Below are 14,568 nucleotides of genomic sequence, written 5' to 3'. Positions count from 1 at the left end.
TATCAAAAAAATCCTAATGTTAGCTATAGATATAACTAGCATTAGGATAAACTCACTTATCAAGTTCTGGAGCATCTGTTTTAAACATGCTCTGGGTTGTTTTTTTGTTATTTAAATACCACAAAGAATTTTTTCTCTTTTTTTCTCGCTTTTTTAATTCTTTCATGGTGTCAGATTTCTTATATGAATATTTTTTACGCTTGACTGTTGTAAACCAGTCAGGTTTATAAAAACGTAACAGATTTCCAGTTATTATTCGATCTGATAAGGATAATTCACTAGTCACAATATTATTAATCAAACTAATTTTTCTTTTTTGTTCAACAGTCAAATGCTTGATTCTTTTACCCGATTTAGTATAGTAATAACTTCCTTCTACTTTGGAATACTCTGGTGTAACAAAATCTCCATTACGCTGTGCTACTATTTGTGGATTATCAGGCGATAACAAACTATGACCAAATTGAATTAAATCATTGTCCTTAATTCCTAACAGATTAAATAATGTTGGACGAACATCTATTTCTCCACCATAAGTGTGCTTAATGCCACCTTTGAGGCCATTCATATGAAACATCAACGGTACGCGTTGGAATTGTAGATTATCAAAATTATTAAAACTACTCTTGCCAAGTAATTGTGCTGAAGCTCGATGATGATTACCTGAAATACCATAATGATCTCCATATAGCATCAGTAAAGTATTTTTATCTAATTTTGTTTTCTTTAAATAAGCAAGCAATTCACCGATAGCTTGATCTAAATAATGTGCAGTTTGCACATAACCATCAACAGTTTTATCACCTGTATCTGTTTTATCAATTGATTGATTTTTTTTGTCAATTTCATAAGGATAATGATTAGTTACAGTTATCAATTTCAAATAAAATGGTTGCGTCAAATGTTCAATATATTTAACGGATTGTGACAAAAAGATTTTATCTTTTAATCCATACCCAACATAATAATGTTTCTTATTTTTATAAAAAGATAATGGGAAAAAATAGTCGTAGCCAAATGATTTGTAAGCATTGTCACGATTCCAAAAAGAACCTGCTCCTCCATGCATTACTGCTGATGTATAGTTATCCTTTTGTCTTAAAATTGCAGGAGCACTTTCAAAAGTATTAGTCGTACCATAACTTGACATTGCAGAACCAGCTTGTAACCCATAAATTGAATTTTCTAACATCATTTCCGCATCAGATGTTTTACCTTGTCCAACCTGATTAAAGAAATTTTTAAAACTCAAAGTATTTTTAGAATGATACAATTTATTCAAATTAGGAGTAACTTCCTTACCATCAACTTTATAGTCAATCAAAAATTGCTGGAAGCTTTCCAAATGGATAACCAGTACATTTTTTCCCTTAGCTACACCAAAATATTCATTATTTGGCTCAATATAATGCCTCTGTACATATTTTTGCACAGATTTCAGATCATTATGATTAGCCTTAGCCATAACTGTGCTAGTATGAACCGTCTTAATACCATCATATACAGTAAAAGCATTAAGTCCCAAATATTTAACAATATAATTATTATCAAAAGTACGCGTCAAAAGACCTGATCTATCTTTTTGTGCCATAGTAAGATTTAAACCTGCTAATGCAATTGCTAAAAGTTCGACAAGAGCAGAAATCTTAAATTTTAGATTGCGAACATCAATTTTTATTATTTTGAATATAAGTAAGATAGCAATTATTGCTACATCCAAAAAAACGAAAAAATCACTAAAATGCAAGATGCCTGCAATACTTTTGCCTAAATTATCGGAGCTTGAACCTGACGTTTTTATGATAGAAGCAGATAAAAAGTCAGAAAATTCACGATAATATAAAATATTTGCAAATAGCCACATTGATAATATAGTGTCAACCAACAAGGCTAACCAATACGCTTTTCTACCTTTGAAAAATAAGCATATTCCCAGCAAAATAATACCTGCAGGTATGGGATTAAATAACAACAAAAAATTCTGTGTAGATCCAACAACACCTAGGTTGAATTTAGTCAAATAAACTACATAATTTTTTAACCAAAAAAAGGTTAATAAAATAATAAAATAACCGATTTTTGTTTTGGTTAACCAATTAAACAAAGCTTTTAATCGAGCCATCAAATTCCTCCTGTTTACCTTTTAATGATACTACTTATTACTACGTATAGAATAAATTTCAATAATGTTTTTTAGGTTTTATTGTCCAAAATATTAAGCCTAAAATAATCTCTAGAAAATATGTCGCAAAACGCCATAAAAACAAGGCGAGAACCAATAACGATTTGGAATCAATGAATGTGGAAAATAATTTCTGAAAACCAAATTCAGCTCCGCCCTCAGCTCCCGGAATAGGTACAATCGACATAAATAATGTATTCATAACATTAATTTTAGTAACTGCCAACCAAGAGCAATTCAAATTCAATGCTAGCAAAATAAAAAAAGGTACTGAATAAAAGCACAATAATTGTAAAAGAGTTAAGCAGAAGCAACAAAATAACTTCATTTTATTAGAACGTAATTTTTCTCCCTCTACATAAAAATTATTTATCTGATTTAATACATTATTTTGCCAATTGCTCAATTTCTTGCTTTTAATCAAATAAAACAAAAAGTTACCAATTTTTTTAGTCAATTTAACAGTAAAATTATGTGCAAATAAAATAAATAGCAAAAATATTATTGAACTTATATGTAATATAAAACCGATAAAAATGAAAACAGCTATACCATCAAATTTAGCTAATATTGACTGAAAACACGTTACAAACGCAAAAATATAAATACCAAAAACAGATATTTGATAAATAATAAATTTCATCAATAAAACTGATGTAGCTTTTCCTACCGATATACCCATTTGTTTTAAAGCCACAATTTGTGCAGGTTGTCCCCCTGTAGACATGGGCGTTATAGCATTAAATAAAGATTGCACTAGAGATACTCTAACAAAAGACCAAAAAGGGGGGATTAAAGAATTTTGTTCGTAATTAAGTATTACTAAAATAAATGACTCACACAAAAAGCTAAAAGCTAAAGTCACAAATATTAATACACAATAAAAAACATTTATGAAATTAGCATCTTTAATTAACGTGGCAATATTAATCGTACTTAATTCTTTACATATAACTATGCAGCTAATCAATAGTACAAATAAAATACCAATAATATGTCTTTTATTCATTATTTTATCTGTCCCATTTTTTTACCCAAATTATATTGCTCTAAATAAAATTCACGCCAGACTTTAGTTAAATTGGCCTCAGAATATTCATCACTGGCTTTTAAAGATAACGTATGATACCTCTTTAATTTTTCAGGATCACTTAAAACTGACTGTATTATTTGATTAAAATCATCAAAATTATTACCAGACATATAATATCCATCGATAATAGCTTTATACAAGTCTAAATTTCTTAATAAAACAGGCGTACCACATGAAAAAGCTTCTAACACAGACATCGGAAATAACTCATCATATGATGGCAATAAGAATAAATTAGCAATATTCAAATAGTTAACTAATTCTTGACGAGTAATAATCCCTGTAAATAATAAATTTTTTGGCGGATTAGCAACTAATTTCTTTAATCGATCATATCCTTCAGTAATTTTTCCAAATGAAAAACCACCAGCCCATATAAATTGTATATCTGGATTAGCTTGTGCTAACTTAGCGAAATCATCGACACCTTTTCTAACTTGAACTTGGCCATCACCAAAAATAACAAATTTATCATCTGGTATACCAACTTTTTCCCTAAATTGCTTTTTTTGAGCATCAGTTTGTTCATAAAAAACACTTTTCGAAACAAAATTAGGTATATATTTTATTTTGGATCGATCAATTCCATAATTTGCTAATTTATCAATAAAGATAGGATTAACAACTACAATTTGATCCATTCTTTTATAAAAATCTATCACATACTTGTATAGTACAGTTTTGGCACCACTAGGCAATTTGATAGATCCTTCTAATGTTTCAGGTAAAAAATGAACATAGCCAATCTTTCGTCCTCGATTTTTGGAAAAACTATTTATAAAATAAGTCGGATTAATAGTATGGTAATGTGTAATATCACTTTGTGAATATTGATTAATGGTTACTTGAAATTCATTAGACAAATTTTTCCTTAATAGACCAATTAATTCATTATAAGCAGAACCTACACCTTGTCCTTGTACAGTATCTGCTTTTGAAAACATATTAATTTTTATCATTTTATTTTATCCTTTTGTATTGCATAATAACATCATCATAAAATTCTGCTACATTTTTTGCAAAAGCTTCAGCTGAAATCTCTGATAATTTTTTTTGAAAAATACTATCATCTGCTTTATTTGGTGTACGTAATATATATGATCTAATTAAATCATACATTTCTTGCTTAGTATCAAATACAGAACCCAATGAAGATGAATCAAAAATATTTCTTGTATAGTCTGTGTTATAAACAACACAAGGTGTGCCTACAGATAAAGATTCGATATATGTCAAACCTTGTGTTTCTGTATCACTTGCTGATACAAACAAATCTGCCATTCGATAAAAATTAGCTACATTACTATGATCAACGTTACCAGAAAATATTACATATTTTTCTAGATTCAACCTTAATACTTGATCTTTTAATGGCCCTACGTCTGGTCCATCGCCAGCAATAACTAATTTCAAATTTGGAAATTCATCCACTAAAATAGCTAAACAATCTAAAATTCTATTTATTTTCTTCTCAGCAGCTATTCTAGACAAAGTTAAAATTACATAGTCACTACTTGATAATCCAAGTTGTTTTCTCACATCACAAACTGGAGCCGCATTGATTCCACTTATATCAACACCTGTAGGAATTACTCTAATCGGTGTCTTAACACCATAACGTAATAAAGTGTCCTCTACTCGTCTACTTGGTGCAATAACGCCGTTCATATGATATAAATAAGCCTTTGTAAATTGCTTAACATGATATGGTTTTAGCAAATGACCATTTAGCACATAATGCAAATAATCTTCATACATGGTATGGTACGTATGAACAGACGGTATTTTTAAAGAATATGCAACGTACTTACCAATGAGTCCCATTGAAAATTCTGTTTGCGTATGTACAATATCAAGCTTAACCTCATTTGCAATTTTAGCAACTTGGAATAAACCTCGAAAAGCTACTCTCCTATCTGTAAAAGATACAAATGGTACACTGGCAACACGAAAAATATTTGGTTCAACAATATTTTTATCTACATGTGGATCAGTCGTAGTAAAAATAAAGACAGAATGCCCTTGTTGTTCTAACGCTTCTTTTAAAGTTTTAATAGAAGTGGCAACACCTGATATTTGCGGAAAATATGTATCTGAAAAAAGTCCTATATTCATTAAAATACCTCCATATAGGGATATTATAAAATTTACAAGCATTTCATGCAATTTGAATAAAAAAAAGACGTGAGAATCCTCACGTCATATTCAGCCAGAATGTCTGAAAAAATAGCGGTGATCGGGGTCGAACCGATACGTCCCAAGGGACACCAGATTTTGAGTCTGACGCGTCTGCCAATTCCGCCACACCGCCATAAAATAAATATTTAATCAGGACTTCAGGCGAAGGCGGTGATCGGATTTGAACCGATGATTAAGGTTTTGCAGACCTCTGCCTTACCACTTGGCTACACCGCCATCATCTACTGATTGTTAACAAATTGGGATAGCTGGATTCGAACCAGCGCATGATGAAGTCAAAGTCCATTGCCTTACCACTTGGCTATATCCCAATGTTAGGGCGGAATGTGGGGCTCGAACCCACGCATGCCGGATCCACAAACCGGAGTGTTAACCGCTTCACCAATTCCGCCGTAATTTTATAAACAGGGATAGTAGGAATTGAACCCACACTAGCGGTTTTGGAGACCGATGTACTACCTTTATACTATATCCCTATTATGGAGGAGAGTGGATTCGAACCACTGAACTCAGAGAGAACGGTTTTACAGACCGGCGCGTTTAGCCACTTCGCTACTCCTCCGAAATAATGGCGCGGGACGGAATCGAACCGCCGACACAAGGAGCTTCAATCCTTTGCTCTACCAACTGAGCTACCGAGCCATTCTACGGTCCCTACCGGATTCGGACCGGTGATCTCCTCCGTGACAGGGAGGCGTGATAACCCCTACACCAAGGGACCAATTGCGGGAACAGGATTTGAACCTATGACCTTCGGGTTATGAGCCCGACGAGCTACCAGACTGCTCCATCCCGCGATAACTATTAAGGAGGATGTGGGATTCGGACCCACGCACGGGCAGAACCCGTCTGACGGTTTTCAAGACCGTTCCCTTCAGCCGGACTTGGGTAATCCTCCATTAATGCCTTAAGGCAATGACCCGTACGAGATTTGAACTCATGTTACCGCCGTGAAAGGGCGGTGTCTTAACCACTTGACCAACGGGTCTTTTACAACTTAAGTACTAAATAATTTTATCAGCAATTGAAAACATTGTCAACACCTTTTTATCAGTACCAGTTGCTTACTAACACATAACGCATCAGCAATAACTATATTACTATATATTTCTATTACAAGCAAGCCTTTTCTGAAAAATATTTTTTTATTTCGATCAATATAAGGCTGCACAATCTTATCAGCATCAATCTTTTCAACATCAGTATTTGCAGTTTCTTGTTCTTGAGTTTCTGCAGCGTTACTCTCTTCATTAACTGAAACCTGCTTGCCATTTTCTTTTTCTTCTAAAGCTTGTCGCACATCTTTTGGCATTTTTTAAATGTCCTTTCTATAACACACATTTTAAAGTTCCGGGAAACTGACACATGGTGTTCTTTACTGCCTGCACACACGGGAAAAGGCAAAATAAAAAGCCGTTTACACGACTTCGCACGATTAACTCACGATTATTTTTATTTATTTTGGCTATTTATAGCCATTTGAGTTGATTAGTAAGTTTTATTTCACACGATTAACTCACGATTATTTTAATATTATGTTTTTGTGGTTCCTTTACCACATTTTTTACATCTATACAGTGTTCCATGAAAAGGTATATCCTTAACTACAACTTCCCATTCGTGTACACAGCAGAATGTTTGAATAAACCATATTTTAATTTTATATAATGTATACATGTCCCTAACTCCTTGATTTTTAAATAGTAAAACTAACAAACTGATATAATTTAACCAGAAAGGAGGTGAGATTATGGCTAAAAATGGTCCCAAAGGCGGTGGGAGAAAGGGTGCTGTTTGTTCTCGTTCACAAGTTAAAAATAATTTATACACCAAAAGAAACACTCAAACTGGTAAATTTATGGACGTTAAAACAACTGGCGGTAATTTTAAAGGCGTTAGGATTGAAAAGTAAAAATGTGAGGATTCTGTTTTAAAACTTGATACAAGACGGAACTTAATCTGGTTACAGTCTCTTCATCTTGCTCAGTAAATCCTGCTTCTGAAAAAACAGCATGCGTTAGTTCGTGAATTAACGTCTGCTGTTTTCTTTCTTCACTCAATGATTTTCTAATATAAATAGTTAAGTCACCATAATCACAGTAACCCCATAAATTTCGGTCATCGTCACTAGCCTTAAAATATTCTGTAACAACAACCTTATAATTTAGCCCAGCAACATTTATTGTTAAGGGTTTATCCATTCAATCCCTCCTACTCCTTAATTTTGTGCAAAATAAAACCACCGGCCGATTAGGTGGCGGTTATTGCATCAAAGCCACAAGCTTTACTAAACCAATTATTGTATCAGCTTTATCTATTAAAAACGCTAATACTTTTTTCATTCGTCCATTATCTTGCAGGTAATGAATTCCTTCAGCAGTAATCTTAGCGTCTGAAACATTTCCAAGCAAGATTAACTCTTCACCCCAAGCCTTAGTAAAAGCTAAGCCCTCAATTAAGACCTCGTCTTGCATCATTCTCAAGATATCCAGTAAATAACGCTCATCTACTCCAGCTTTTTTAGTGATCAAATCAAATTCTGCCTGTTTGAATACCGTAACACGCTTTAAACAAGCGTAAAAGTAAACTAACAATTTAAAAACAACTACATCATAATCATCTTTTGCCATTATGTCCTCCAACAAGTTCTGCCTCTGCGTAATAACCTTGTTTTCTTAAACTCTCGTAAGATAATTTATTAACTTTAGCCATTCTTTCTCTGGCTTTTTTTCGCTGTTCTTCGGTTTCTGGCTGACGTGTTTCAGAATCATACCTTGCCTGAATAATAGCACCAACCTCTTCGTCTGTGAGTTTATTAACATCTTCTGCCATTATTTACCCCCTAAACGTTCTGCTGCTTCATAAAAGCCTTGTTTTCGCAAACTTTCATATGACAATTTATTAATTCTTGCCCTTCTTTCTTTCGCTAACTTCCGTTGTTCTTCAGTTTCTGGCTGACGTGTTTCAGATTCTAATCTTGCAAGATAAGCTTCTTCTATTTCTTTTTTACTTAGTTTCATTGCTTTCACCTCTAACTTTATAAATTAATAGTCCTCTATCGTCTGATATTTTGTCAAGATTAAATCCACTATTAATTAAAAATTCTCGTTGCTTTTTATAATCAATATGACTAAGTAACTCAATATAAGCTCCTGAAGTTCCTTTAGGAATGATAATAGCTACGTTTGGCACACCGCCGATTACTCCTTTAGTAGTCACTGAAGTACTCAATAATTTATCAATAGGCTTGTTCAAATCTTTAACATGATAATCTTTTCTATAAACAATTATATCTCTCTGCAAATTGTTTTTAAATAAACCGTTTTGAATATTGGATACCATGTAATCTAGCATTTCACCTTCACTTTGTGAAATAGGCTGATAATAACCGCCCAAATATCCATTAATCTTCTCAAACAGCCTTAGCCCATCTTTATCCTTACCGTTGTAAGTATATTTAGTGATAGCTCGCTTTTCTTCTGTAGTTAACTTGCGTATCCATTTCCTAGATTCTTCTCGCAATATCTGAACAACTTTATTAGGTGGCAATGGTGAATAACCAAGCTCTAACGCTTTACTATAAGCTAATGATTGTAATGCTTTATTATCTATTGTTGGTTCTTTATCCTCAGATAAACCTTTATCATACTTACTATAACTTGTTTCATCTTTCCACCATGCTCCAATGGAACACCTGCAATTAGGATGTACTGGAATGTCTGGGCAATCATCAACTTAATAGATACCTTCAGGAAGATTACCACCACTATTTGAAATAGCAATCTCTCGGCAGGCTTTACATGCTCCTGGTTCTATATACCACTTGCAATATTTGTAATCATTAGTTTTTAATGAATCGAGTTGAGCTTTATACTGCACTCTAGCTGATTCGGTCCTTGCTATTCTTTCGGCAGCATAACGCTTATTAAGTACAGTTTCTTTTACTAATGGTTTTAAATACTTGATTAGCTCTCTGGGATTATCTCCCCTAATGATTGCTGTTGATAACAATCCATCAAGATTAGCCTTTAGTGTATCAACATTTGCCCATACGTTTTTACTAAAGTCACCAACTGTAACATTAGCAGTTGCACTATCAACAGTTTTTCTAGATGCCCACTTTTCATTGTTCACTAGAGTTTTGCTAATAATACCTGCTTGTCTTTTCTTTTCCTTAAGATAGTCAGAATATACCTTATCGCCTATACTACATTCTAAATCCATGCCCAGATTGATAAGTGGCAACCCTACTTCTGACTTCATTAATTCTAGTTGGCTTATACGCATTGTAGCATTATAAGCCTTTAATCTATCATTAACCGCCTGTGGGAAATCTTTATATGATACTTTATGACCAGCAGCACGTAAATTATTAGCTCTAGCAACTACTTGTTGTGCCATTCTTTCATACTCACTCATCTGTTCAGGGGTAACTAACTTTTGAATGCCACCAATTCTGGCTAATTCGTGTTCAATCTGCTTATTGATATTATCAACAGCAATTTGATATGACCTATCGAGTGTTTTATTGAACTTTTCATCTACCCTGAATTGCTCCAATTGCCATTTACGTTCATCTTCAGCACGATCTTCCCAGTAGCGGTTAGTCTTCTTTTTCATCAGGCTTATCCTCTAACAAATAATCTGGAACAGACTGCATACTCTGTTGAGCTTGCTTAATTGCTTCTGCTTTTTCTTTAGATATTTGATCTAGCTCAGCCTGCGGATCTTTAATAAAAGGTAATAGTGATAATTGAGTTTGGTGAGAAACCAGACCTTCAGCATTTTTAGCTGATGAAATCAACGCTGCAATATCATCAGGCAAGTTTCGAGTAAAATGGAATTTCAAATTAGACCACGCTTGTTGCTTAGTCTTATCATTAAATAATGTTGCAAAGACAATCTGATATATTTTTTTTAATGACTGAGTGAATTTTCTTTCTTTGCTGTCTGCTTTATCTTTCATGGATAATAATTTGTATTGCATAGCTATACCGCTAGAGTTGCCTGCAAAGTTTTCATCTCTCAAGTTAGCAATGCCAGTATTTTCATATATTGACTTTTGTAAGTGGTCAATCATGTTCTCTTGCATACCGTCAGCATCAGGTTTAGAGATAAACCCAATCTCTGGTTTTGTACTTGGATCAATATTTGGTGAATAAATCAATCTATTCTTTTTAAAGTTAAATTCAGGATTCCCATCCTCATCTTCGGACAAATTAATTCCAAACATGTACATATATGCATTATCAAAATAAGCGATCTGATTAGCTTTTTGACTCATGGCGTGATCTAATTCATCTTGTAAATAAATGATCTGCTCAAATATACCTTGTCGCTCCTCATTCTCATAAAATTCAACTGCTGGAACTATACCATACGGATTAGCAGCATATTCATTAGTATCAGTATCGTCACTAATTTCACTACCTTTAAATTTGTATATTTTATCAGCATATTGAATTTGCCCATACGCTTCGGTATAGGTTTCACCATCTTCTAGTTCATATCTAACGAACGCTAATGGTCTACGCTCAACAGTATCATCATAGATAATAAATGCATGTGATGGACTTGAATATTTTAAATGTGGTTTACTATCTTCACCTTGATAAATGAAAGCAATCGATCTTCCATAGATATCCGTTTGCTTACTAATTTCATTTAACTGATCTTGTATTAAATTTTCATTGTTCCATGTTTGAACCTCTTCATTAACACTATCATCAGTTGCAGTAATTGTTGGTGGAATGCCAATAAAAAAACCATTGTAGCTATCTACCAATGGTTTAATCTTGTTATCAACTATTCTATTGTCAATATTGTCTGATTTGAAACTATTTTCACTCAAAATGGCATGCTTTCCAAGATAATAATTCATATTAGTAATATATCTCTTGTTAAGAACTGTTTCATTGTACCCGATAAAAGCTATTAGTTCATTGCCATTTAATTTATTGCCCCGTGGGAAAATAAAAGTGTCATTCTTTGTAACCTTATCTTGCCCAGTATCTAACTTTCTCACCGCTGTACCTCCTTAAATAAATGATTTAATTACTTTAGCTTCCTTCTTGATATGCTGGCTATAGATGGCATATCGCATAGCATCCATATCATCATCATGTTCTTTGATAGGTTCACCTGTTTGCTCGTTCCAAACATACTGGTACAACTCATCGAGAATATCTTTTGACGCTGAGTGTAAAATAAAAAAGTTTCCTAACGTCATAAGTTCGGATACTTTTTCAATTCCAGCTAATATAGATTTATTTGCATTTCTAGCTTTTAACCCCGCTTTTTGAAAAGCCGATACATGCTCTGGTCTAGCAGAGTCACACCAGTAATTGATATTTCTGCCATATCGTTTCTGGATGTCTTTTGCTACTTTAATCCAATAATCAATATATTGATGTTTACCAGTATGCGACTCAACTAAATATGTATTGCCCTTATCATCATCACCAAAAACTAAAATAGCGTTTTTATGTTCAAATCCCCAGTCAACACCAACATAATAATTCAAATTCTGGGGCACTTTATCTACAATCATCGTTTCTTTGTCAAAATCACGATATACAATACCGTCTCCTGTCACCCATAATCCTTTAATGGCACGGTCATAAAACATTCCTTTCGGAGTTGACGCTTTTAATGACACTACATAATCTTTTGGCAAAGTAGGATTATCATCAATCGTAAACATAAAATACTTTATTCCTGCATTAGAATCTACGTTATCAATGTACTCAGTCTTCAGCCAATGTGTAGGGATATCTGGGTTTGTATCACAAATTATTCTCGCACCTTCTTTAGAACAACGTTGCTTTATTTCTTGAAAGACAGCATGTGTAGATAAACTCGCCTCATTGATATAAGCACCATAAGATGTCATACCACGAATACCGCCTATACCTCGTAATGATCCTGTGTATGCAGGAACAATATTTACACCGAACAAGTGATAGTGACCGTGTCTATCAGCTGTTAGCATTATTCCAAATTGACTACCAATAGAATTAATTATGTTATTAAATATAGAGTTAGAACTAAATCCAGCAATGATATATTGAGGATGTTCGTCATTATTCTCCATTGCCAGCTTTGCAATACGCCTTAACTCTAGCAAAAATAGATAATTATTGATGTATGTTTTACCCGATCGAACTGCACCCGCATTAATTAATATCTTCCAATCATCAGCCAAGTAGCTATGCAATACTTTAATTTGTTTCTTTGTCAGTAAATCTTGTAGTGCCACTGCTATCACCTTGTACTATCTTATTTAACAACTCTTCCAATTTGGCATTGCTTTCATCTCCAAGCCTTTCAGCAATAATCGCTTTAGCCTCTTTAATACGAGCTTCGGCTTTAGTCTTTTGAATATTAGCAAGTACGAGTTCACGCTCCTCTTTAGATAGCTGGCTGTCGTTGTACTTGTCACGCCAGTTATTTTTAAGAAAGAAAATCATAGCGGTGATATTACCTTCTAAAGCCTTTTTTAACAACGCATTCTCTACAATATAGTTGATTTCTGAGCGTCCTCTTTTTAGAGCCTGCCTTATCTGCGAATAGTTTCTTTTCCACTTATCGAGAGTAAAAACACTAACTCCCATATTTTGTGAAATTTGTACATCAGTAAGACCCGCTCTTTTCCATCCTTGCAGAAGTACCAGTTTATCTTTATCCAGCCACTCTTTATACAACGCTCTACCCATTACAAGTAACATCACCACCTTCAATATAAAATAAAAAGCCAATGAAACAATGTTCATTAGCTTGTAAATCTTTAGTTAGTATTCTGCATACTTCTAAGGGCTTCTGTAGTAACCTTAGAAACATTAATCTTATTGTCTTTAGCCCAATTATTTAAGCCTTCAGGTAATGTAATATTGCGTCTAACAGTTTTTTCATGCTGTGCTTCCCATTTTAGCATATTAACAGTAACATAGACCACAAAATCATTTGGTCCTAATGTCCATTCTTTAAGGTCTTGCACTTCGGGATACTTAGTTCCACTAATCATAGTTGCAATAGCATCTTCCGCATGAATAACCAACTCTTGTAAAGTTTGACCATCAGTAACCATTCCGGGGATATTTGGTGAAATGGCACCATAATAATGACCTGCTTCATCATGGCATTCAGTTACAATAATTGGATATATTAACAAATTATTACTCATATATTTTAGAATATGCCAGAAAAACGAGCGTTAGCTCGTTGCTCTGGTCCTAAAGTTTAATTTTGGCTTGTTCAAGAATTTTCCTTTGAGTATATGGCGTTAATTCTTTGCCGTGCATAGGGACTTCTGTCATTCGTCCATCAGGGTGTCTAAACCTTCTATGTCCTCCACCTTTTGGAACCTCTTTAAAGCCAGCCTTTAGAAGCAATCGAACCATTTTCGAAGGTTTGATTGGCATATTCTTACCTCCTTTCTTAACTTTGTACTTATATTATACACACTATAATACACATAATCAATAAGAAAAGAGATATTTTTTATAAAAAAAGCGTATCTTTTTAGTATACACTAGTTAAGAAAATTATTTGTTTTTTTCTATTAAAATTTCCCTTGCGGGATAAGAGCAGCAAGACATCGAAAGCTTGTTAAAGGTACACACCCTGCTCCAAATAAAATTTCAGGCCGTTTCTTTTCCAACCTGTAAGAAGGACTAGGCTCTCAGGCTCTAGCCACTTCTGGTACTGGGCCTTCGCCATACTAGCCCTCCTTTCTAAAATTGAGCAAAATAAAAAGCCGTTTACACGACTTCGCACGATTCACTCATGATTACTCACGATTATTTTTATTTATTTTGGCTATTTATAGCCATTTGAGTTGATTAGGAAGTTTTATTTCACACGATTAACTCACGATTATTTTAATATTATGGTTTTGTGGTTCCTTTACCGCATTTTTTACATCTATACAATGTTCCATGAAAAGGTATATCCTTAACTACAACTTCCCATTCGTGTACACAGCAGAATGTTTGAATAAACCATATTTTAATTCTATATAATGTATACATGTCCCTAACTCCTTGATTTTTTGAAAAATAAAAGACCATTGATTTATATCAACAGTCTTTCAATA

17 protein-coding genes and 11 tRNA genes are annotated in these 14,568 nt (G+C 33.6%); 1 reads left to right on the top strand and 27 read right to left on the bottom strand.

Going from position 1 to position 14,568, the window contains the following annotated elements; translation table 11 throughout:
• Positions 1-52: 52 nt before the first annotated feature.
• The 16 genes from HMPREF0520_RS05000 to HMPREF0520_RS04925 all read right to left on the bottom strand — a co-directional run bounded on the left by HMPREF0520_RS05000 (position 53) and on the right by HMPREF0520_RS04925 (position 6,786).
• Entirely contained in the window at positions 53-2,122 is a 2,070-nt protein-coding gene (locus HMPREF0520_RS05000; RefSeq protein WP_006729818.1) for an LTA synthase family protein, read from the bottom strand.
• 58 nt (positions 2,123-2,180) lie between these two features.
• Positions 2,181-3,191: a lysylphosphatidylglycerol synthase transmembrane domain-containing protein gene (locus tag HMPREF0520_RS04995; protein ID WP_006729817.1), complete on the bottom strand. Its 1,011-nt coding sequence runs from the start codon at positions 3,189-3,191 to the stop codon at positions 2,181-2,183.
• The gene (locus HMPREF0520_RS04990; protein ID WP_006729816.1) at positions 3,191-4,234 is read right to left on the bottom strand and encodes a glycosyltransferase family 4 protein; all 1,044 of its coding nucleotides are present in this window, start codon (positions 4,232-4,234) and stop codon (positions 3,191-3,193) included. Before HMPREF0520_RS04990 ends, HMPREF0520_RS04995 begins: the two co-directional genes overlap by 1 nt.
• Before the next feature lies 1 nt (position 4,235).
• Positions 4,236-5,390: a glycosyltransferase family 4 protein gene (locus tag HMPREF0520_RS04985; protein ID WP_010222704.1), complete on the bottom strand. Its 1,155-nt coding sequence runs from the start codon at positions 5,388-5,390 to the stop codon at positions 4,236-4,238.
• A 112-nt stretch (positions 5,391-5,502) separates the two neighbouring features.
• Positions 5,503-5,586 (bottom strand) — tRNA-Leu (locus HMPREF0520_RS04980).
• A gap of 33 nt (positions 5,587-5,619) precedes the next feature.
• Positions 5,620-5,690 (bottom strand) — tRNA-Cys (locus HMPREF0520_RS04975).
• 23 nt (positions 5,691-5,713) lie between these two features.
• A tRNA-Gln gene (locus HMPREF0520_RS04970) sits at positions 5,714-5,785 on the bottom strand.
• A gap of 7 nt (positions 5,786-5,792) precedes the next feature.
• Positions 5,793-5,865: transfer RNA gene (locus HMPREF0520_RS04965), tRNA-His, on the bottom strand.
• Between the two features lie 14 nt (positions 5,866-5,879).
• Positions 5,880-5,950: transfer RNA gene (locus HMPREF0520_RS04960), tRNA-Trp, on the bottom strand.
• Positions 5,951-5,954: 4 nt separating this feature from the next.
• Positions 5,955-6,036 (bottom strand) — tRNA-Tyr (locus HMPREF0520_RS04955).
• A gap of 7 nt (positions 6,037-6,043) precedes the next feature.
• Positions 6,044-6,116, bottom strand: a tRNA-Phe gene (locus HMPREF0520_RS04950).
• Positions 6,117-6,122: 6 nt separating this feature from the next.
• Positions 6,123-6,195, bottom strand: a tRNA-Asp gene (locus tag HMPREF0520_RS04945).
• 2 nt (positions 6,196-6,197) lie between these two features.
• Positions 6,198-6,271 (bottom strand) — tRNA-Met (locus HMPREF0520_RS04940).
• Between the two features lie 10 nt (positions 6,272-6,281).
• Positions 6,282-6,372, bottom strand: a tRNA-Ser gene (locus tag HMPREF0520_RS04935).
• 18 nt (positions 6,373-6,390) lie between these two features.
• A tRNA-Glu gene (locus HMPREF0520_RS04930) sits at positions 6,391-6,462 on the bottom strand.
• 48 nt (positions 6,463-6,510) lie between these two features.
• Positions 6,511-6,786, bottom strand: a complete 276-nt coding sequence (locus HMPREF0520_RS04925) for a hypothetical protein (RefSeq protein ID WP_006729814.1) — start codon at positions 6,784-6,786, stop codon at positions 6,511-6,513.
• A 438-nt stretch (positions 6,787-7,224) separates the two neighbouring features.
• Between HMPREF0520_RS04925 and HMPREF0520_RS06440 the strand changes: the two genes are divergently transcribed.
• A complete protein-coding gene (locus HMPREF0520_RS06440) occupies positions 7,225-7,386 on the top strand; it encodes a hypothetical protein (protein ID WP_006729813.1) in 162 nt (53 codons plus the stop codon).
• On the opposite strand, the gene HMPREF0520_RS04915 is transcribed toward HMPREF0520_RS06440, so the two are convergent.
• The 11 genes from HMPREF0520_RS04915 to HMPREF0520_RS04865 form a co-directional block, all read right to left on the bottom strand.
• Positions 7,370-7,675 (bottom strand): ImmA/IrrE family metallo-endopeptidase, encoded by a 306-nt coding sequence (locus HMPREF0520_RS04915; protein ID WP_006729812.1) that lies wholly within the window; start codon positions 7,673-7,675, stop codon positions 7,370-7,372. The genes HMPREF0520_RS06440 and HMPREF0520_RS04915 overlap by 17 nt on opposite strands.
• Before the next feature lie 60 nt (positions 7,676-7,735).
• The gene (locus HMPREF0520_RS04910; protein WP_006729811.1) at positions 7,736-8,104 is read right to left on the bottom strand and encodes a YjcQ family protein; all 369 of its coding nucleotides are present in this window, start codon (positions 8,102-8,104) and stop codon (positions 7,736-7,738) included.
• The gene (locus HMPREF0520_RS04905; protein WP_006729810.1) at positions 8,091-8,306 is read right to left on the bottom strand and encodes a hypothetical protein; all 216 of its coding nucleotides are present in this window, start codon (positions 8,304-8,306) and stop codon (positions 8,091-8,093) included. The genes HMPREF0520_RS04910 and HMPREF0520_RS04905 overlap by 14 nt, the downstream gene beginning before the upstream one ends.
• On the bottom strand, positions 8,306-8,494 hold the full coding sequence (locus HMPREF0520_RS04900) for a hypothetical protein (RefSeq protein WP_006729809.1): 189 nt from the start codon (positions 8,492-8,494) through the stop codon (positions 8,306-8,308). The genes HMPREF0520_RS04905 and HMPREF0520_RS04900 overlap by 1 nt, the downstream gene beginning before the upstream one ends.
• Positions 8,481-9,023, bottom strand: a complete 543-nt coding sequence (locus HMPREF0520_RS04895; protein ID WP_006729808.1) for an ADP-ribosyltransferase — start codon at positions 9,021-9,023, stop codon at positions 8,481-8,483. Before HMPREF0520_RS04895 ends, HMPREF0520_RS04900 begins: the two co-directional genes overlap by 14 nt.
• A 186-nt stretch (positions 9,024-9,209) precedes the next feature.
• Positions 9,210-10,094 carry a structural protein gene (locus HMPREF0520_RS04890; protein ID WP_006729806.1) on the bottom strand — a complete coding sequence of 295 codons (885 nt, stop codon included), beginning with the start codon at positions 10,092-10,094 and terminating at the stop codon, positions 9,210-9,212.
• Positions 10,078-11,499, bottom strand: coding sequence for a phage portal protein (locus tag HMPREF0520_RS04885; protein WP_006729805.1), 1,422 nt, complete (start codon positions 11,497-11,499; stop codon positions 10,078-10,080). The genes HMPREF0520_RS04890 and HMPREF0520_RS04885 overlap by 17 nt, the downstream gene beginning before the upstream one ends.
• 12 nt (positions 11,500-11,511) lie before the next feature.
• Positions 11,512-12,732, bottom strand: a complete 1,221-nt coding sequence (locus HMPREF0520_RS04880) for a PBSX family phage terminase large subunit (RefSeq protein ID WP_006729804.1) — start codon at positions 12,730-12,732, stop codon at positions 11,512-11,514.
• On the bottom strand, positions 12,695-13,201 hold the full coding sequence (locus tag HMPREF0520_RS04875) for a hypothetical protein (protein WP_010222715.1): 507 nt from the start codon (positions 13,199-13,201) through the stop codon (positions 12,695-12,697). The genes HMPREF0520_RS04880 and HMPREF0520_RS04875 overlap by 38 nt, the downstream gene beginning before the upstream one ends.
• Positions 13,202-13,260: 59 nt before the next feature.
• Positions 13,261-13,656 carry a type II toxin-antitoxin system HicB family antitoxin gene (locus HMPREF0520_RS04870; protein WP_006729802.1) on the bottom strand — a complete coding sequence of 132 codons (396 nt, stop codon included), beginning with the start codon at positions 13,654-13,656 and terminating at the stop codon, positions 13,261-13,263.
• 49 nt (positions 13,657-13,705) lie between these two features.
• A complete protein-coding gene (locus HMPREF0520_RS04865) occupies positions 13,706-13,894 on the bottom strand; it encodes a type II toxin-antitoxin system HicA family toxin (RefSeq protein WP_006729801.1) in 189 nt (62 codons plus the stop codon).
• Between the last annotated feature and the right edge of the window lie 674 nt (positions 13,895-14,568).

Source organism: Lactobacillus iners DSM 13335 (genome assembly GCF_000160875.1).
Lineage (GTDB): Bacteria > Bacillota > Bacilli > Lactobacillales > Lactobacillaceae > Lactobacillus > Lactobacillus iners.
This window is presented reverse-complemented; position numbering and strand designations above follow the sequence as displayed.